This is a genomic window from Leifsonia sp. Root112D2 (assembly GCF_001424905.1).
In the GTDB taxonomy this organism is placed as follows: domain Bacteria; phylum Actinomycetota; class Actinomycetes; order Actinomycetales; family Microbacteriaceae; genus Root112D2.
In genome coordinates, this window is sequence record NZ_LMCU01000001.1 from 1497727 (window position 1) to 1511389 (window position 13663).

General features: G+C 64.7%; 12 protein-coding genes and 1 tRNA gene. 6 read left to right on the forward strand and 7 right to left on the reverse strand.

What is annotated here, in order from left to right; genetic code table 11:
* Positions 1–103: 103 nt before the first annotated feature.
* The gene (locus ASC63_RS06885) at positions 104–958 is read right to left on the reverse strand and encodes an endonuclease domain-containing protein (protein WP_055811135.1); all 855 of its coding nucleotides are present in this window, start codon (positions 956–958) and stop codon (positions 104–106) included.
* Positions 959–1264: 306 nt separating this feature from the next.
* Between ASC63_RS06885 and ASC63_RS06890 the strand changes: the two genes are divergently transcribed.
* The 4 genes from ASC63_RS06890 (at position 1265) to ASC63_RS06905 (ending at position 4241) form a co-directional block, all read left to right on the forward strand.
* Complete coding sequence (locus ASC63_RS06890; RefSeq protein WP_055811138.1) at positions 1265–1801, forward strand: amino-acid N-acetyltransferase; 537 nt, start codon at positions 1265–1267, stop codon at positions 1799–1801.
* A gap of 59 nt (positions 1802–1860) precedes the next feature.
* Positions 1861–2499: a hypothetical protein gene (locus tag ASC63_RS06895; RefSeq protein WP_055811141.1), complete on the forward strand. Its 639-nt coding sequence runs from the start codon at positions 1861–1863 to the stop codon at positions 2497–2499.
* A gap of 77 nt (positions 2500–2576) precedes the next feature.
* A complete protein-coding gene (locus tag ASC63_RS06900; protein WP_055811144.1) occupies positions 2577–3272 on the forward strand; it encodes a DUF2510 domain-containing protein in 696 nt (231 codons plus the stop codon).
* 144 nt (positions 3273–3416) lie between these two features.
* Positions 3417–4241: an SAM-dependent methyltransferase gene (locus ASC63_RS06905; protein WP_055811147.1), complete on the forward strand. Its 825-nt coding sequence runs from the start codon at positions 3417–3419 to the stop codon at positions 4239–4241.
* Between the two features lie 104 nt (positions 4242–4345).
* On the opposite strand, the gene radA is transcribed toward ASC63_RS06905, so the two are convergent.
* Genes radA through ASC63_RS06920 form a run of 3 tightly spaced genes read right to left on the reverse strand, consistent with a single transcriptional unit; the run spans position 4346 to position 9563 of the window.
* Entirely contained in the window at positions 4346–5701 is a 1356-nt protein-coding gene (gene radA / locus ASC63_RS06910; protein WP_055811150.1) for a DNA repair protein RadA, read from the reverse strand.
* A gap of 56 nt (positions 5702–5757) precedes the next feature.
* Positions 5758–7833, reverse strand: a complete 2076-nt coding sequence (locus ASC63_RS06915) for an ABC transporter ATP-binding protein (protein WP_055811153.1) — start codon at positions 7831–7833, stop codon at positions 5758–5760.
* Positions 7830–9563 carry an ABC transporter ATP-binding protein gene (locus ASC63_RS06920; protein WP_055811156.1) on the reverse strand — a complete coding sequence of 578 codons (1734 nt, stop codon included), beginning with the start codon at positions 9561–9563 and terminating at the stop codon, positions 7830–7832. The genes ASC63_RS06915 and ASC63_RS06920 overlap by 4 nt, the downstream gene beginning before the upstream one ends.
* A gap of 283 nt (positions 9564–9846) precedes the next feature.
* On the opposite strand from ASC63_RS06920, the gene ASC63_RS06925 reads away from it, so the two are divergent.
* Complete coding sequence (locus ASC63_RS06925; RefSeq protein WP_055811159.1) at positions 9847–10785, forward strand: alpha/beta fold hydrolase; 939 nt, start codon at positions 9847–9849, stop codon at positions 10783–10785.
* On the opposite strand, the gene ASC63_RS06930 is transcribed toward ASC63_RS06925, so the two are convergent.
* The gene (locus ASC63_RS06930) at positions 10715–11536 is read right to left on the reverse strand and encodes an SGNH/GDSL hydrolase family protein (RefSeq protein ID WP_235491957.1); all 822 of its coding nucleotides are present in this window, start codon (positions 11534–11536) and stop codon (positions 10715–10717) included. The genes ASC63_RS06925 and ASC63_RS06930 overlap by 71 nt on opposite strands.
* 87 nt (positions 11537–11623) lie before the next feature.
* On the opposite strand from ASC63_RS06930, the gene ASC63_RS06935 reads away from it, so the two are divergent.
* A tRNA-Ser gene (locus ASC63_RS06935) sits at positions 11624–11713 on the forward strand.
* Positions 11714–11763: 50 nt separating this feature from the next.
* Here ASC63_RS06935 and ASC63_RS06940 read toward each other — a convergent pair.
* Positions 11764–12906, reverse strand: a complete 1143-nt coding sequence (locus ASC63_RS06940) for a site-specific integrase (protein WP_055811162.1) — start codon at positions 12904–12906, stop codon at positions 11764–11766.
* Positions 12907–12910: 4 nt separating this feature from the next.
* Positions 12911–13507 carry a helix-turn-helix domain-containing protein gene (locus ASC63_RS06945; protein WP_055811165.1) on the reverse strand — a complete coding sequence of 199 codons (597 nt, stop codon included), beginning with the start codon at positions 13505–13507 and terminating at the stop codon, positions 12911–12913.
* Between the last annotated feature and the right edge of the window lie 156 nt (positions 13508–13663).

Genomic DNA, 13663 nt, shown 5'->3' on the forward strand with positions numbered 1-13663 from the left:
AAACCGGATGCTTCGGCCAGTTCTTCCGGTTTGCCGTCAAAAGTCCGATCCAGCGTGAATGGCGCGGCGCGCGGGGTGGCCTCAGTGACGCTGGCGATGATGGTTAGTGACGCTCCCACAGGTGGAGGCCCTGCGACATCGCGGCCAGGATCTGCGCTTCCACGTATGACCAGTCGTAGAGGATCTGCGCGTAGGTGAAGCGCAGCACCGTGTAGCCCCGCAGAGCCAGCCGGGCGTCCTGCATGAGATCTCTCGAGCGCTGCGACGACGTGGAGTGGGGACCATACCCATCCGCTTGAATGACCAGCCGATCGCCGATGAGTCCGTCCACCGGATGCCCGTCGATGACGATCTGAATGCGCAGTGCGATGCCGCGTTGCCCCAGTCGAACTCGGATGACTGTTTCGATACCGGAATCGGCTCCGCCGTCGCAGTCCTCGATGACGGCCTGCAGCCGCCCGCCCACGGAACGTGCGAGGCGCTTCAGTTCGGCGAGATCAAGCATCCGCTTGTTGATGCCGGAATCGATGATCGCGACCGCAAGCTCATGCGGCTGGCACTGGGCGATGTGCAGAAGCATGTTCGCCAACGGTTCGATCGTGTCGGTGAGGTGCACAGGCGCCGGTCCGCGCCCCCAGTGCAGCAACGGAAGCGGGGCGGCGCGATCTGTCACCGGCGCCGAGAATGTACGCGGCACCGAAACATGCAGGCGTTCGTCGTCCAGGGCCCATAGTCCGCGAAAGCGTGCAGCCGAGACGCAGCTGAGGCGCCCACCGAGCCGCGCCGCGCGCAGCAGTGCTGTGTCGCATCCGTTTACCGCAACACGATGGCGATCAACCCGTTGCAAAAGACCCGCGTCGATCTCCTTGCGCACGCGGTATGGCGTGACGCCGAGGTTGCGAAGCGTCGTGCGGTGCATGATGCCGCCATGTGAGCGAACGATTGATTCGACGTACATGCCACGAGGATGCCGTGAGAAGAGTTGCGCATGGAGCAGCGGAAGCGAATCTGTGGATAGTTGTCAGCGAGCGGTGCCTGTGGAGGAGTTGGAGGCCCGAGACGGCAGGCCGAGGGCAGGGCCCGTCGACCGACGGCGGCTGTTGCGCTGCGCCGGACTTTTGGCGGCAGACCGGATGTCTCGATCGATTCTTCCGGTATGGCGCCAAAAGTCCGGTCTGCGGGAGCAGGACGGAAACGGGGCACGAGAACGGGAACAGGACGGGCGCGGCGCGGGCGCCGGCGGCGGCATCCGTAGACTTGAGGGGTGAGCAGAGACCCCTTCGTGATCAGGCGTGCACGTACCGGTGACGTTGCGGCCATCAAAGAACTCGTGGAACCGCTCGTGCAGCGACGTATCCTGCTCGGCAAAGAGACGGTGGTCTTCTACGAGGCGGTGCAGGAGTTTCGTGTCGCCGAGACCCCGAGCGGCGAACTCATCGGATGCGGCGCCCTGCACGTCATGTGGAGCGACCTCGGCGAGGTGCGCACCCTCGCCGTGGCGCACGACTGGCTGCGCAAGGGTGTGGGACACGCGCTGCTCGAGAGGCTCGAATCCGATGCGCTCCAACTCGGGCTCAGCCGCCTGTTCTGCCTCACCTTCGAGTTGGAGTTCTTCCAGCGCAACGGCTTTGAAGACATGGGTGACGTCACCGTCGATCCCGAACTGTATTCCGAGCTGCTGCGCTCTCCCGACGAAGGGGTCGCCGAGTTTCTCGACCTGGCCCGGGTCAAGCCCAACACCCTCGGCAACACGCGTATGATCAAGCACCTCGACCAGCACGCGCCCCTCAACACGCCCTAAGCAGGTGACGCTCCGTCGCAATGCCGGGCGTCGTCTCTGCGCGCCGATACTCTGAGGGCATGTCGACGTTCAAGCACCCCGTCGGCCCGCAATCGGGCAAGGTCTACTGGCGACGGCGGCTGCTGGTGATTCTCGGCGTCGTGGCCGTGATAGTCGTCATCGTGCTCATTGTCGTGCGCCCCGGTGCGGGCAAGGCCGACACCGCGAAGACCCCGCCGCCGAGCACCACGACAACACCCAAGACCTCCTCGCCCCCGAGCACCGTGATACCGACGGATGCCACTACCGCCGAGGGCGCGCCCTGCAAGACCGCGAACGTCACGGTAGAGGCGCTGACGGATTCGACCAGCTATGCCGCTGACCAGCATCCGCTGCTCTCGCTCTCGTTGACGAACACGGGGCCGAAGTCCTGCACGATCAATGCGGGCACGGCCAAGCAGGTGTACACGATCACGAGTGGCTCTGAACAGTACTGGATCTCCACCGACTGCCAGACCAAGCCGGTGAACACGGAGATTTTGCTGGCGCCGAACAAGACGGTCACCTCGACACCCATCGCTTGGGATCGCACCCGTTCGGACAAGTCGACATGCACGGAGACGCGCACACAGGTTCCGGCGGCCGGTGCCTCGTATCATCTGCAGACCTCGGTGAACGGCATCGTCTCGAAGACCACGAAACAGTTCGCCCTGAACTGAGCGCCGTAAGGTGTGAACGAGGCGTGCCCGAGGCGTGACCAACGCCGCACGTGTGACCAGCACCGTCAGGAGATAGCGTGACCGACCCGACTGCACAGACGCCACCGCCCGGCTGGTACGACGACCCCGCTGGATCATCGCAGCTGCGCTGGTGGGACGGCACGCAGTGGACACAGCATCTGCGTGCGAGGGCGGATGCTGCTGCACCCGTCACCGGGACGTCCACCGCAACAACACCGCTCGCATCCGCTGCGCCCGCTTATGCCTCGGGGGTCGTGCCGCCCGTTGCGCCTTCGAAGGTGGCCGCCGGAACTCCGGTCTACACCGGCTTCATCTGGGCGATCGTGCTGCTGCCCGTACTCTCGATCATCGCCCTGGGCTTCTTCGACATCCGTGGCTACATGCTGCGGTCGATACAGCTCGACGGCCAGGCTTCGTCGTCGATGGCCGGCATGTCGATGCTGTTCGATCCGATGTACCTGCTCATCATGGTGCTGGGCTGGGCGGTCTACGCCGGTACCGTGGTGCTTGCCTACTTCGATTGGCGTGCCCTCACTCGCGCCGGATTCGTGGCGCCGTTCCACTGGGCCTGGTCGTTCCTCAGCGCAACGGTGTACGTGATCGGCCGCTCGGTCATCGTGCGCCGACGCGCCGGTCATGGCCTCGCGCCGATCTGGGTGCTCATCGGCGTGGTGATACTTGGCGTCATCGTCGCAGGGGTGAAGGTGGCCGACGCCATCGCGGGTATCGTCGCCACTCTTCCGAGGTACTGACACGCGACGCTTGCAAGCTCGCCGCGCATAACTCATGCAGATTTGCGCGACGCTCCACCGCATCCGCGTATCTGCGGAGAGGCCCGCCGCACGAGGCAGATTCTGCAGGAGTTGTGAACGCAGCGGCGGCGATACAGTCGTTACATGAGCGATGACGGCAGGCTCTCTGACGGAAGTCTCTCTGACGGCAGGCTCTCCAAGGTTGGGCGCACCGCGTTTGCGGTGGCGCTGGCACGTGCGATCGAGAGCGAACGCGACGATGCCTGGTTCGTCGACCCTCTGGCCAGGCAGGTCGCGCCGTTCGTCTCGGTCGAGTCGATGGACAAGCTCAGCCCCGGCCTGGTCGCCTGGATGGCCGTGCGCACGCGCTTTCTCGACGAGCTCATGCTGGGGGCGGCCGGGCGCGGCATCCGCCAGTTCGTCACGGTGGGCGCCGGTCTCGACGCCCGCGCGTTCCGGCTGGCGCTGCCCGCCGACTCCACCGTCTTCGAGGTGGACAGGGCGGATGTCTTCACCCAGAAACGCGCGCTGGTGCTCTCCGCGGAGCTCGCGCCGGTGGGCAGCCGTCGGGAGATCGTCGCGGATGTACTCGATCCCGCGTGGACTGCGGCGCTCGAAACGAGCGGGTGGCAGCGCGGCGAGCCGACGCTGTGGCTGCTCGAGGGCTTCCTGATCTACTTCGACGAGCGGGCTCGCACGCGTCTGCTCACAACGCTGGCCGAATCATCGGCCGCGGGAAGCGAGCTCGGGTCGACGGTGGATGCGCGCGCGGGGGCGAAGCGGCATCCGCTCTGGCATTCGTTCGAGGGCGTCGACCTCGGCCGGTGGTTCGCCGAATGCGGGTGGGAGGCCACGCTGACGACGATGCGGCAGGCATCGGCCGGCTACGGTCGCCCTGTGCCGCCGGGGCGCGGCGAGACCCCGACCCTTGTCGCAGCCCGCCTTGCCCCGGTGGTTGACCACCGGTAGGCACGACGCAAAACCTCGTACCCTCGTACCCTCGTACCCTCGTGCCGTCGACCGCAGACTCGCAAGTCGCGAGCCTAAAAGTCGCCAGCCTAAACGTCGCCAGCCTAGAAGTCGGGAATGCCGCGTTCGTCGTCGGCGCGCGCGAATGCGGTGACCATCGCCTCACGGATGTGCGCCGAGCGGTCGTCGATGCGGGTGCGAAAGCCCAGGCGGCTGGCTTCGCTCGCGCGCTGTTTGCCGCTGGAAACGGGCCGGATCTCCCCGGCCAGGCTGATCTCGCCGAACGCCACCGTGGTGTGCGCGATGGTCTCGCCCTTGGCAGCGGATGCGATGGCCAACGCTATCGCGAGATCCGCGCCGGGCTCGGTGAGGCGCACGCCACCCACGGTGGAGACGTAGACATCCTTGTCGCTGAGTTTGGTGCCGGCGCGCGACTCGAGCACGGCAAGCAGCATGGCCACGCGCGAGGAGTCGACTCCGTTGGTCACGCGCCGCGGATTGGGGGCGCTGGTGGGGAGCACGAGCGCCTGCACCTCGACGGGCAGCGGCCGGCGCCCCTCCATGGCCACCGTGATGCAGGTGCCCGAGACGGGCGTGCCGCCGCGGCTCAGGAACAGCCCGCTCGGGTCGGCGACCTCGGCGATGCCATCACCCGTCATTTCGAAGCAGCCGACTTCGTCGGTGGGCCCGAAGCGGTTCTTGAGCGCGCGCACGAAGCGCAGGCTCGTCTGCCGGTCACCCTCGAACTGGCACACGACATCGACAAGATGCTCGAGCAGGCGCGGGCCCGCGATGGAGCCGTCTTTGGTGACATGGCCAACGAGCAGCACGGGCAGGTTGCGCTCCTTGGCCACGCGAATGAGAGTGGATGCGACCTCCCGCACCTGGCTGGGCTGGCCCGCCAGCCCCTCCGAGAGGGAACTCGAGACGGTCTGCACCGAGTCGACGATGACGAGCTGCGGCTTGGTGGCATCGATCTGCGCGAGGATCGTGGCCAGATCTGTCTCGGCCGCGAGAAACAGATTGTCGTGCAGCGCCCCCGTACGCTCGGCGCGCATGTGCACCTGGCTCACCGATTCCTCGGCGCTCACATACAGCACGCGCGACTTGGCCGCCGCGGCCTTCGAGGCCACCTCAAGCAGCAGGGTCGACTTGCCTACGCCCGGTTCGCCCGAGAGCAGAATGGCCGCACCCGGCACGATGCCTCCGCCCAGCACCCGATCGAATTCGTCGATGCCGCTGGGCCAGTGGGTGACGGCATCCGCAGTGGTGAATGAGGTGATGGGGCGCGCGGCCCGGGATTCTTCAAGGCGTACCGGCTTGAGCGCACGCAGGATGCCGGTGCTCGCGCCGTTCTCCACCACGGTGCCCCACTCCTGGCACTCGCCGCAGCGGCCGGCCCACTTGGGGGTTGTCCAGCCACACTCAGTGCACCGGTAGTTGGTCTGGGCCTTGGCCACGCACGCCTCCTCGATCTCTACTCACTGTAAGCGAGGCCACCGACAGCGGCGGATCGCTACACGGTCGCGGCGTCAGACTCCTCGGTCGATGTGATCGCGTCGGCTTCTGCTGCCGCGATGCCCTGTTCCTGCTCCAGTTCTGCGTCGATATCCGTCGCAGCCTGCTCGAACTGTGAGTTGTACAGGCGCCAGTACGCACCGCGCGCGGCGATCAGTTGCTCGTGCGCGCCCTGTTCCACGATGTCGCCGTGCTCCATCACCAGAATGAGGTCGGCATCGCGGATGGTGGAGAGACGGTGCGCAATAACGAACGAGGTACGCCCCGACCGCAGCGCCGCCATCGCATTCTGCAGGAGCAGCTCCGTTCGAGTGTCGACCGACGAGGTGGCCTCGTCAAGAATCAGCACGCTCGGGCGCGCCACGAACGCACGGGCGATGGTGATGAGCTGCTTCTCACCCGCCGAGACGTTGGAGGCATCCTCATCGAGCAGGCTGTCGTAGCCGTCGGGCAGTGAGTGCACGAAGCGGTCGACGTAGGTGGCCTTGGCCGCCTCGAGAACCTCGTCGTCGCTCGCATCCTGCCGGCCATAGCGGATGTTCTCGCGAATCGTTCCGGCGAACAGCCACGGGTCCTGCAGAACCATGCCGGTGCGCGAGCGCACATCGTGCCTGCGCAGATCGGCGATGCTTTGCCCGTTGAGCAGAATGCGTCCGCTGTTCAGCTCGTAGAAGCGCATGATGAGGTTCACGAGTGTGGTCTTGCCCGCGCCCGTCGGCCCCACTATCGCCACCGTCTGCCCCGGCTCCACAGAGAAGCTGAGGCCCCGAATGAGCGGGCGGTCGGGAGTGTACGAGAACGCGACATCCTCGAACACAATGGTGCCGTCGCCGTCTACGGGGGTGGCAGCGTCCGTCGCATCCGGCTCCTGCTCGTCGGTGTCGAGCAGATCGAAGACGCGCTCCGCGGATGCTGTGCCCGACTGCACGACCGCCGCCATTCCGCCAAGCTCCGAGAGGGGTTGGGTGAACTGCTGCGAGTACTGGATGAACGCCTGCACGTCGCCGAGACGCACCTGACCGCTCGCGACCATGAGCCCGCCGAGCACGGCGATGCCCACATACGTGAGGTTTCCGATGAACATCATGCCGGGCATGATGATGCCGGAGAGAAACTGCGCCTTGAAGGAGGCCTGGAAGAGCTCCTGGTTCTCGGCCTTGAACTTGCTGAGCGCGTCCTGCTCGCGACCGAAAACCTTGACGAGTGCGTGACCGGAGAACGATTCCTCGACGCGGGCGTTGAGCCGCCCCACCTTGCGCCACTGAATGCCGAAAGCCTTCTGCGACTTAGGCCCGATGATGCCGAAGATCACGGCCATGAGCGGCAGGCTCACGAGCGCGACGAGGGCGAGTTGCCACGAGATCGAGAACATCATGATGAGCACGCCCACCACGGTGAGCACACTCGTCACGGCCGACGAGAGCGACTGCTGCATCGTCTGCGTGATGTTGTCGATGTCGTTGGTGACCCGGGAGATGAGCTCGCCGCGCTGCACCTTGTCGAAGTAGCTGAGCGGAAGCCGGTTGATCTTGGTCTCGACATCTTCACGCAGCTTGAACATGGTGGTCATCATGATCACGTTGATCACGTAGCCCTGCACCCAGCTGAGAATGGATGCCACGAAGTAGAGCGCGAGCACCAGGATGAGCACCTGGGTGAGGCGCACGAAGTCGACGCCCTGGCCCGGGGTAATCTGCATGGCCGAGACGATATTGGCGAGGTCCCCCTGACCGGATGCGCGCAGCTGCGCGACGGCTTGCGCCTGCGTGAGGCCAGCGGTGAGATTTCTCGAGATGACGCCCTCGAAGATGATGTTGGTCGCCTCGCCGAGCACCTTGGGCGCGATGACGGAGAGCACAACTCCTATCGCGCCGAGGAGCGAGACGAAGGTGAAAGCGACGGCATGCGGCTTCAGCAGGCCGAGCAGCCGGCCGAAGCTCTTGCCGAAGTTGCGGGCCTTGCCCGGCTTGACGCTCGACCAGTCGTCGGCGCCGAGACGGGCCTGCTCGGCAAGCTCGAGTTCGAGCTGTTCCTCTTCGGAGAGCGGGGCAGGGGTCGAGGTGTTCGTGCTCATGACTGGGCCTCCACGCCGAGCTGGGATTCGACAATTTCGCGGTAGGTCTTGCAGGTCTCGAGGAGTTCCTCGTGCGTGCCGAGGCCCACCATGCGGCCGTCGTCGAGCACGACGATGCGGTCGGCGTCGACGATGGTCGAGACGCGCTGGGCGACCACGATCTTGGTCACCTCGGGAAGTTCGCGCCAGAGCGCCTGCCGCAGTCGGGCATCCGTGGTGAGGTCGAGCGCAGAGAACGAGTCGTCGAAGACGAGAACCCTGGGCCTGTGCACGATGGCTCGCGCGATGGCGAGGCGCTGGCGCTGGCCGCCGGAGACGTTGGTGCCGCCCTGGGAGATTCGAGCGTCGAGACCGCCCTCCATCTCTGCAACGAAGTCACGGCCCTGCGCGATTTCAAGCGCATTCCAGAGCTCCTCATCGGTCGCGCTCTCCCTGCCGAAACGCAGATTGGATGCGACGGTGCCTGTAAAGAGGAACGGTCGCTGCGGAACGAGCCCGATGCCGTTCCACAGGGCATCAAGGTCGGCGTGGCGCACATCGACCCCGCCGACGAGCGCGCTCCCACCCGTCACGTCGAAGAGACGAGGAATGAGCGAGACGAGCGTGGTCTTGCCCGCGCCGGTGGAGCCGACGACGGCAACGGTCTCGCCGGGAGCGGCCGTGAAGGTCACCCCGCCCAGCACCGGATGCTCGGCGCCCGGGTAGGTGAAGCTCGCGTCGCGGAACTCGACGGTGCCGGGCGTCGGAAACTCGGTGACCGCATCCGTGGGCCGGGTCAGTGTCGACTCGCTCGCGAGCACCTCGCTGATGCGCTCGGCGCTGACGGCGGCGCGCGGAATCATCATGGTCATGAAGCTCGCCATGAGCACGCCCATGAGAATCTGCATGATGTACGCCATGAACGCGAACAGGGTACCGACCTGGATGTCGCCGTTATCGATGCGAATGCCACCGAACCAGATCACGCCGACGACGGTGACGTTGAGCACGAGCATCGCGAGCGGAAAGAGCAGCACGAACAATTCGCCGACCTTGCGGCCGATCATCATGATGTCGTGGTTGGCGCCCTCGAAGCGTTTGGCCTCGATGTCTTCACGCACGAAGGCGCGCACCACTCGGATGCCGGTGAGCTGCTCGCGCATGATGCGGTTCACGGCGTCGAGCTTGGTCTGGTAGCTGCGGAACAGCGGCACCATGCGCCCGATGATGAGTACGGCGATGATGAGCAGCGTGGGCACGGCCACCGCGATGAGCCAGCTGAGACCGATATCTTGCCGCAGCGCCATGATGATGCCGCCGATCGCCAGCAGCGGCGCGGTGACCAGCATGGTGGCGCCCATCATCGCGAGCATCTGTACCTGCTGCACGTCGTTGGTGTTGCGGGTGATCAGGGAGCCGGGCCCGAACTGCGAAACCTCACGCTCGGAGAACGCGCTGACGCGCTCGAACACACCATCGCGGATGTCGCGGCCCATCAGCATGGCGGCCCTGGCAGCGAAGAAGGTGGCGATGATCGAGCAGGTGATCTGGCCAAGCGAGATGACGAGCATCAGCACGCCAGTCGACCAGATGTAGTTGGTGTCGCCCTTGGACACGCCCTTGTTGATGATGTCGGCGTTGAGGCTCGGCAGGTAGAGGGAGGCCATGGCTGACGCGAACTGGAACAGCAGAACGGCCGCGAGCAGCCAGCGATACGGCTTCAGGTAGCGCAGGAGGAGTCTTCCAAGCATGGGAGTCCTTCGAGGTGTGTGATGGCCCGGTTTGCGGTGCTGACCGGAGCCGGAGGGCGACGATGGTGAAGTTGTGAGGCTGGTGACGTGTGCTACCGGCTCAGCGTATGACGCACGTGCGACATTCCTGCCGGGACGGAGCCCTGCCGGAACGGAGAAAAGAGCGCCTTCTCGTCCCCGATGCGATCTGCGCAGCATTAGAGCATGTCACTTGCCCGGCCCGAGGTCAAGCATTCGGCCACAAGTCCGTGCGGGTTTCGAAGGGCGAGAGCACACTGGGCCCATGTCCAACTTTCAGTTCACGCTGCATTCCGGACGAAGGATCGGCATCACGGCGATGGGGGAGCCGGCGGCCTCCCGGGTTCTGGTGTTGTGTCATCCGGCGCCCGGTTCGTCGCATTTCGACCCCGACCCGATTGCGTCCATGCACCGCGATGAGCACATTATTGCCATCGACAGGCCGGGCTATGGATCATCGGATCCCCTGCCCGCGGGCCAGTGGCCGAGCGTTGCGGGGGCTGCCGACGACATCGCCGAATACCTGCGTTCCTCGGAGAACTCTGCGCATGCCATCGACGCGCACCAACTCGACAGCGTGGGGGTCGCGGGCTGGTCGGCCGGCGGCCGGGTGGCGCTCGCGCTGGCCGCGCGGCATCCGGATATCGTCGACCGCGTCGCCGTCATCGGCACGCCGGCGCCCCACGAGGAGGTGTCGTGGATCGCGCCCGAGTTCGTCGAGCTGAGCGCGCATCTGGCCACGCTGTCTGCGCAGGATGCCGTCGAGCAACTCAGCGAGACGTTCAGCACCCGGATGTCGGCGCAGATGCCGTCGGAGGATCCCGAGAAGCCGGTGCCACTCGTCGGACTCGGGGCGACGGATGCCGACGCTGGCGTACTCGAGATGCCCGGCGCTCGGGATCGGCTCGAGGTGATGGTGCGCGACGCGTTCCGGCAGGGCCCGATCGGTGTCGTGACGGATATTCTTGCGTACGCCGCCCAGCCGTGGGGCTTCGATCTGAGCGACGTGGCGTCGAAGGTGCTGCTGCTTTACGGGGAGGCCGATGAGAGCGTTCCGCCTCGCCACGGCGAGTGGTACGCGGGGCATCTGGCCGATGCGCAGGTGGAGACGGTGCCGAATGCCGGGCACCTGCTCATTGTGCCGATGTGGGCGCGGGTGCTCTCTCATCTGGCGGCCGGATCGACATGGACGTCGATGCCCTGACGCCTTTTCGCCGAACGACCGACGCGGTCACCGCGGGCAGAAATGCGGATGCCCACACCCGGTAGCCGCCGTCATTCGGGTGGAACAGATCGATGGCGAACTCGGTGAGGATGCCGCGCAACCCGCGACGCCTGGTCGTCTCATGCAGAGGCACCACCTCAAGACCGTGCTCGGCGGCCACCTCGCGCACGATGCGGTTGGCCACAGCAACCTTGCGCTCGTTCCAGGGAAGGTAGAAGCACGGCAGGTCGGCGACTATCGCGTGCTTCGGCAGGGTAGCGAAGACCTCGCGGATGTTCGCCTCGAACAGTGCGGCGTCGAATTCCACGATGTCGTTGGCCCCGATGGCTACCGTCACCAGGTCGGGCTTGAGCTTGCGAAACTTTGGAAGCTGGTCGGCGACCGCGAGGGCCGTTGTGGCGCCGGAGACGCTGAGATTGACGACGCGCAGGCTCTGGCCGGTGAGTTCGCGCATCCGCTCAGCGATGAGGCCCACGTAGCTGTGTGCGGGGGTGCTGGCGCCGATGCCCTGTGCGGCGCTGTCGCCGATGGCGACGTAGAGCAGGGAACCCTCCTGCTTGGCATAGTCGCGCCACCACTTGGAGTTGACCGGCAGCGTCTCGTTGAGAATCGCGGAGTTGCGCCGCATGCGCTCCTGGGCCGCCCGAATGCCGAGGGCGCCCGCGGCACCCACCACGACGGTGCCGGCCAGCGCGACGACCGTGCCGAGTACTCCCCTATTGGTGCCCACTGCTCAAACTTTACGCCGCGCGGTGGTTCTCGCCCGGCGGATGCGGCCGGTTGGTGAATGCAGCCCGGCTCGCGTAAACTCATCCGCGGTACCGTGTCCGAGCGGCCGAAGGTGCAACTCTCGAAAAGTTGTGTGGGGGAGACTCCACCGTGGGTTCAAATCCCACCGGTACCGCCACCAGAAACCCCCCTGTATCCCTTATAAACACTGGGATTCAGGGGGTTTTGTTAACTCTCTGATGCGTCCTTTGACCACAATTTGACCACATTTGAATCGGACTTGGCCTGATTGAGCGCGATTGCCACCGCGTCTAGGTCGTCATCGAATAAATCGGCATATGTGTCAAGAGTCATGGCTGCAGAGGCGTGTCCGAGCATTCGCTGCACGGCTTTGACGTTTGCACCTGCCGAAATGGCAAGGCTCGCGGCGGTATGCCTGAGGTCGTGGATTGTGAGCGACGTGGGCACGCCTGATCGCCTTTTGGCGTACACGAACCAGCCGCGTCGGGCATCGGGCTGGCGCTGGTGGTTGATCCCATCTCCGAATAGGAGCTCGTCGCGGTTGCGAGCATCGCCTTGTTGCTCACAGAGTTCCTTGATCGGGAGGGACAGGAATTCGGGGTAGGGGACGCTGCGCGATTGGTGCGACTTAGGCGTGCCGACGTGGATCGTGCCGGACACGCTGACGGCATTCTCCACAACGTTGAGGCGTCGTCGGCGAGTGTCGATGTTGCGGATGCGGATTCCGGTGGCTTCACCCCAGCGAAGACCTGTATAGGCGAGCAGGAGTACGAGAGTGGAGTGCTTCCCGGACTCGTCGGCTAATGCTTGCACCTGTTCGTGGCTCAGGTATATGTGTGGCTTCTTGATCTTCCGGGGGAGGTCAATTCCGCGGGCAGGATTCGAAGGTATGCGGCGGTCTTTCGTGGCGTTGTCGAGAATTGCGGCAAGTACACCGTAGGCGCGCAGCACCGTGGTTGCTGACCTAGGTTGAATCGTTTTCCCGTCGCCCGTTGTGAGTCGGGACACCCAGGCTTGGACGTCCGAGTGTCGGATAGATCCGACTTGATGTTTTCCCCAGTACGGTTCGACTTGGAGTCGCCATGCGATTTGGACCGGACGGAGGCTTGACGGCTTCAGGTGCGTTTGTTGGACGATCCAGTCCCTCCCGAGGGCTTCAATGGTCGTCCTACTTGCTGCGGGGTCGATGAATTCCCCTGTCGCCTTCTTAACTTCCACGGACGCAAGGTAGAGCTCCGCGTCTCGCTTCGTCCTGAAGCCCCGCTTTGTGGTCTGAGCGTGATCTGGCTTTCGGTAGTTGACGCGGTACCGTTTTCCTTCGGTGGTGACGTACGCGGTGATAGTCCCCATGACTCTACGATCCTGGTTCGCTGCCTGGCTCAACGGTCCAGCCTGCTGCCTGGAGTAGATCTTCGAGGTGGCGTGCCTCGGATAGGACGGCGGCTAAGCGGCTCTCCGTGACTGGGGCTGCCGTCTGCAGGTCTGGGTCTCCGGCCTCGGACTGGACTTCGAGGACGGTCTGAAGGCGCCGGGCTTCTCGGCGAAGTGCGAGGAGTTCACGGAGGGCATTGAGTTGATCAATATCAGTTCGCTCCGTTGCAACTGCCGAGCGATAGCCGCCCATGGGCGTGGCAGTGAGCCAGGAGTCGAACTCGGCTGCGCTCATGTCTTCGAACGAGTCGTCGAGATTGGGCAGGTCCAGTTTCGCGTCGGGTGTGCCCATGGGGGCGAGAAGAAAGCTGGGCGGGATGTTGAGTACTCGGGCGATGTTGAGGAGCTGGCTGACGGTGAGTTCGACTTTGCGGCCAGATTCGATGTTCTCCAGGGTCGCTGCGGTGACGTTGCTTCCGGGCATCGCTGCGGCAAGTTCGCGCGCGGTGCGATAGCCGCGTTGCCGTCGAGCCGCTTTGATACGTGCGCCAATGCTCGATTCCGAGCGATAATTCGTCATTTCGACAGACTAGTCGCGTTTTTATTGTCAAACTAACGAATTGGGCTTATTGTCATTTCAACAGTCAGATGTTGATTGTGTTGTCAAAATGACGGAGATTCATGATGATTGGGGAATTCATTCAACCGTCGGATGTTGTTGAACTGACGGGATTGT

What these genes read in the sequence shown, in the direction of transcription:
- ASC63_RS06885 (WP_055811135.1), bottom strand. Translation starts at nt 958, where the DNA reads ATGTACGTCGAATCAATCGTTCGCTCACATGGCGGCATCATGCACCGC.
- ASC63_RS06895 (WP_055811141.1), top strand. Translation starts at nt 1,861, where the DNA reads ATGTCGACGTTCAAGCACCCCGTCGGCCCGCAATCGGGCAAGGTCTAC.
- ASC63_RS06905 (WP_055811147.1), top strand. Translation starts at nt 3,417, where the DNA reads ATGAGCGATGACGGCAGGCTCTCTGACGGAAGTCTCTCTGACGGCAGG.
- ASC63_RS06915 (WP_055811153.1), bottom strand. Translation starts at nt 7,833, where the DNA reads ATGAGCACGAACACCTCGACCCCTGCCCCGCTCTCCGAAGAGGAACAG.
- ASC63_RS06920 (WP_055811156.1), bottom strand. Translation starts at nt 9,563, where the DNA reads ATGCTTGGAAGACTCCTCCTGCGCTACCTGAAGCCGTATCGCTGGCTG.
- ASC63_RS06925 (WP_055811159.1), top strand. Translation starts at nt 9,847, where the DNA reads ATGTCCAACTTTCAGTTCACGCTGCATTCCGGACGAAGGATCGGCATC.
- ASC63_RS06940 (WP_055811162.1), bottom strand. Translation starts at nt 12,906, where the DNA reads ATGGGGACTATCACCGCGTACGTCACCACCGAAGGAAAACGGTACCGC.
- ASC63_RS06945 (WP_055811165.1), bottom strand. Translation starts at nt 13,507, where the DNA reads ATGACGAATTATCGCTCGGAATCGAGCATTGGCGCACGTATCAAAGCG.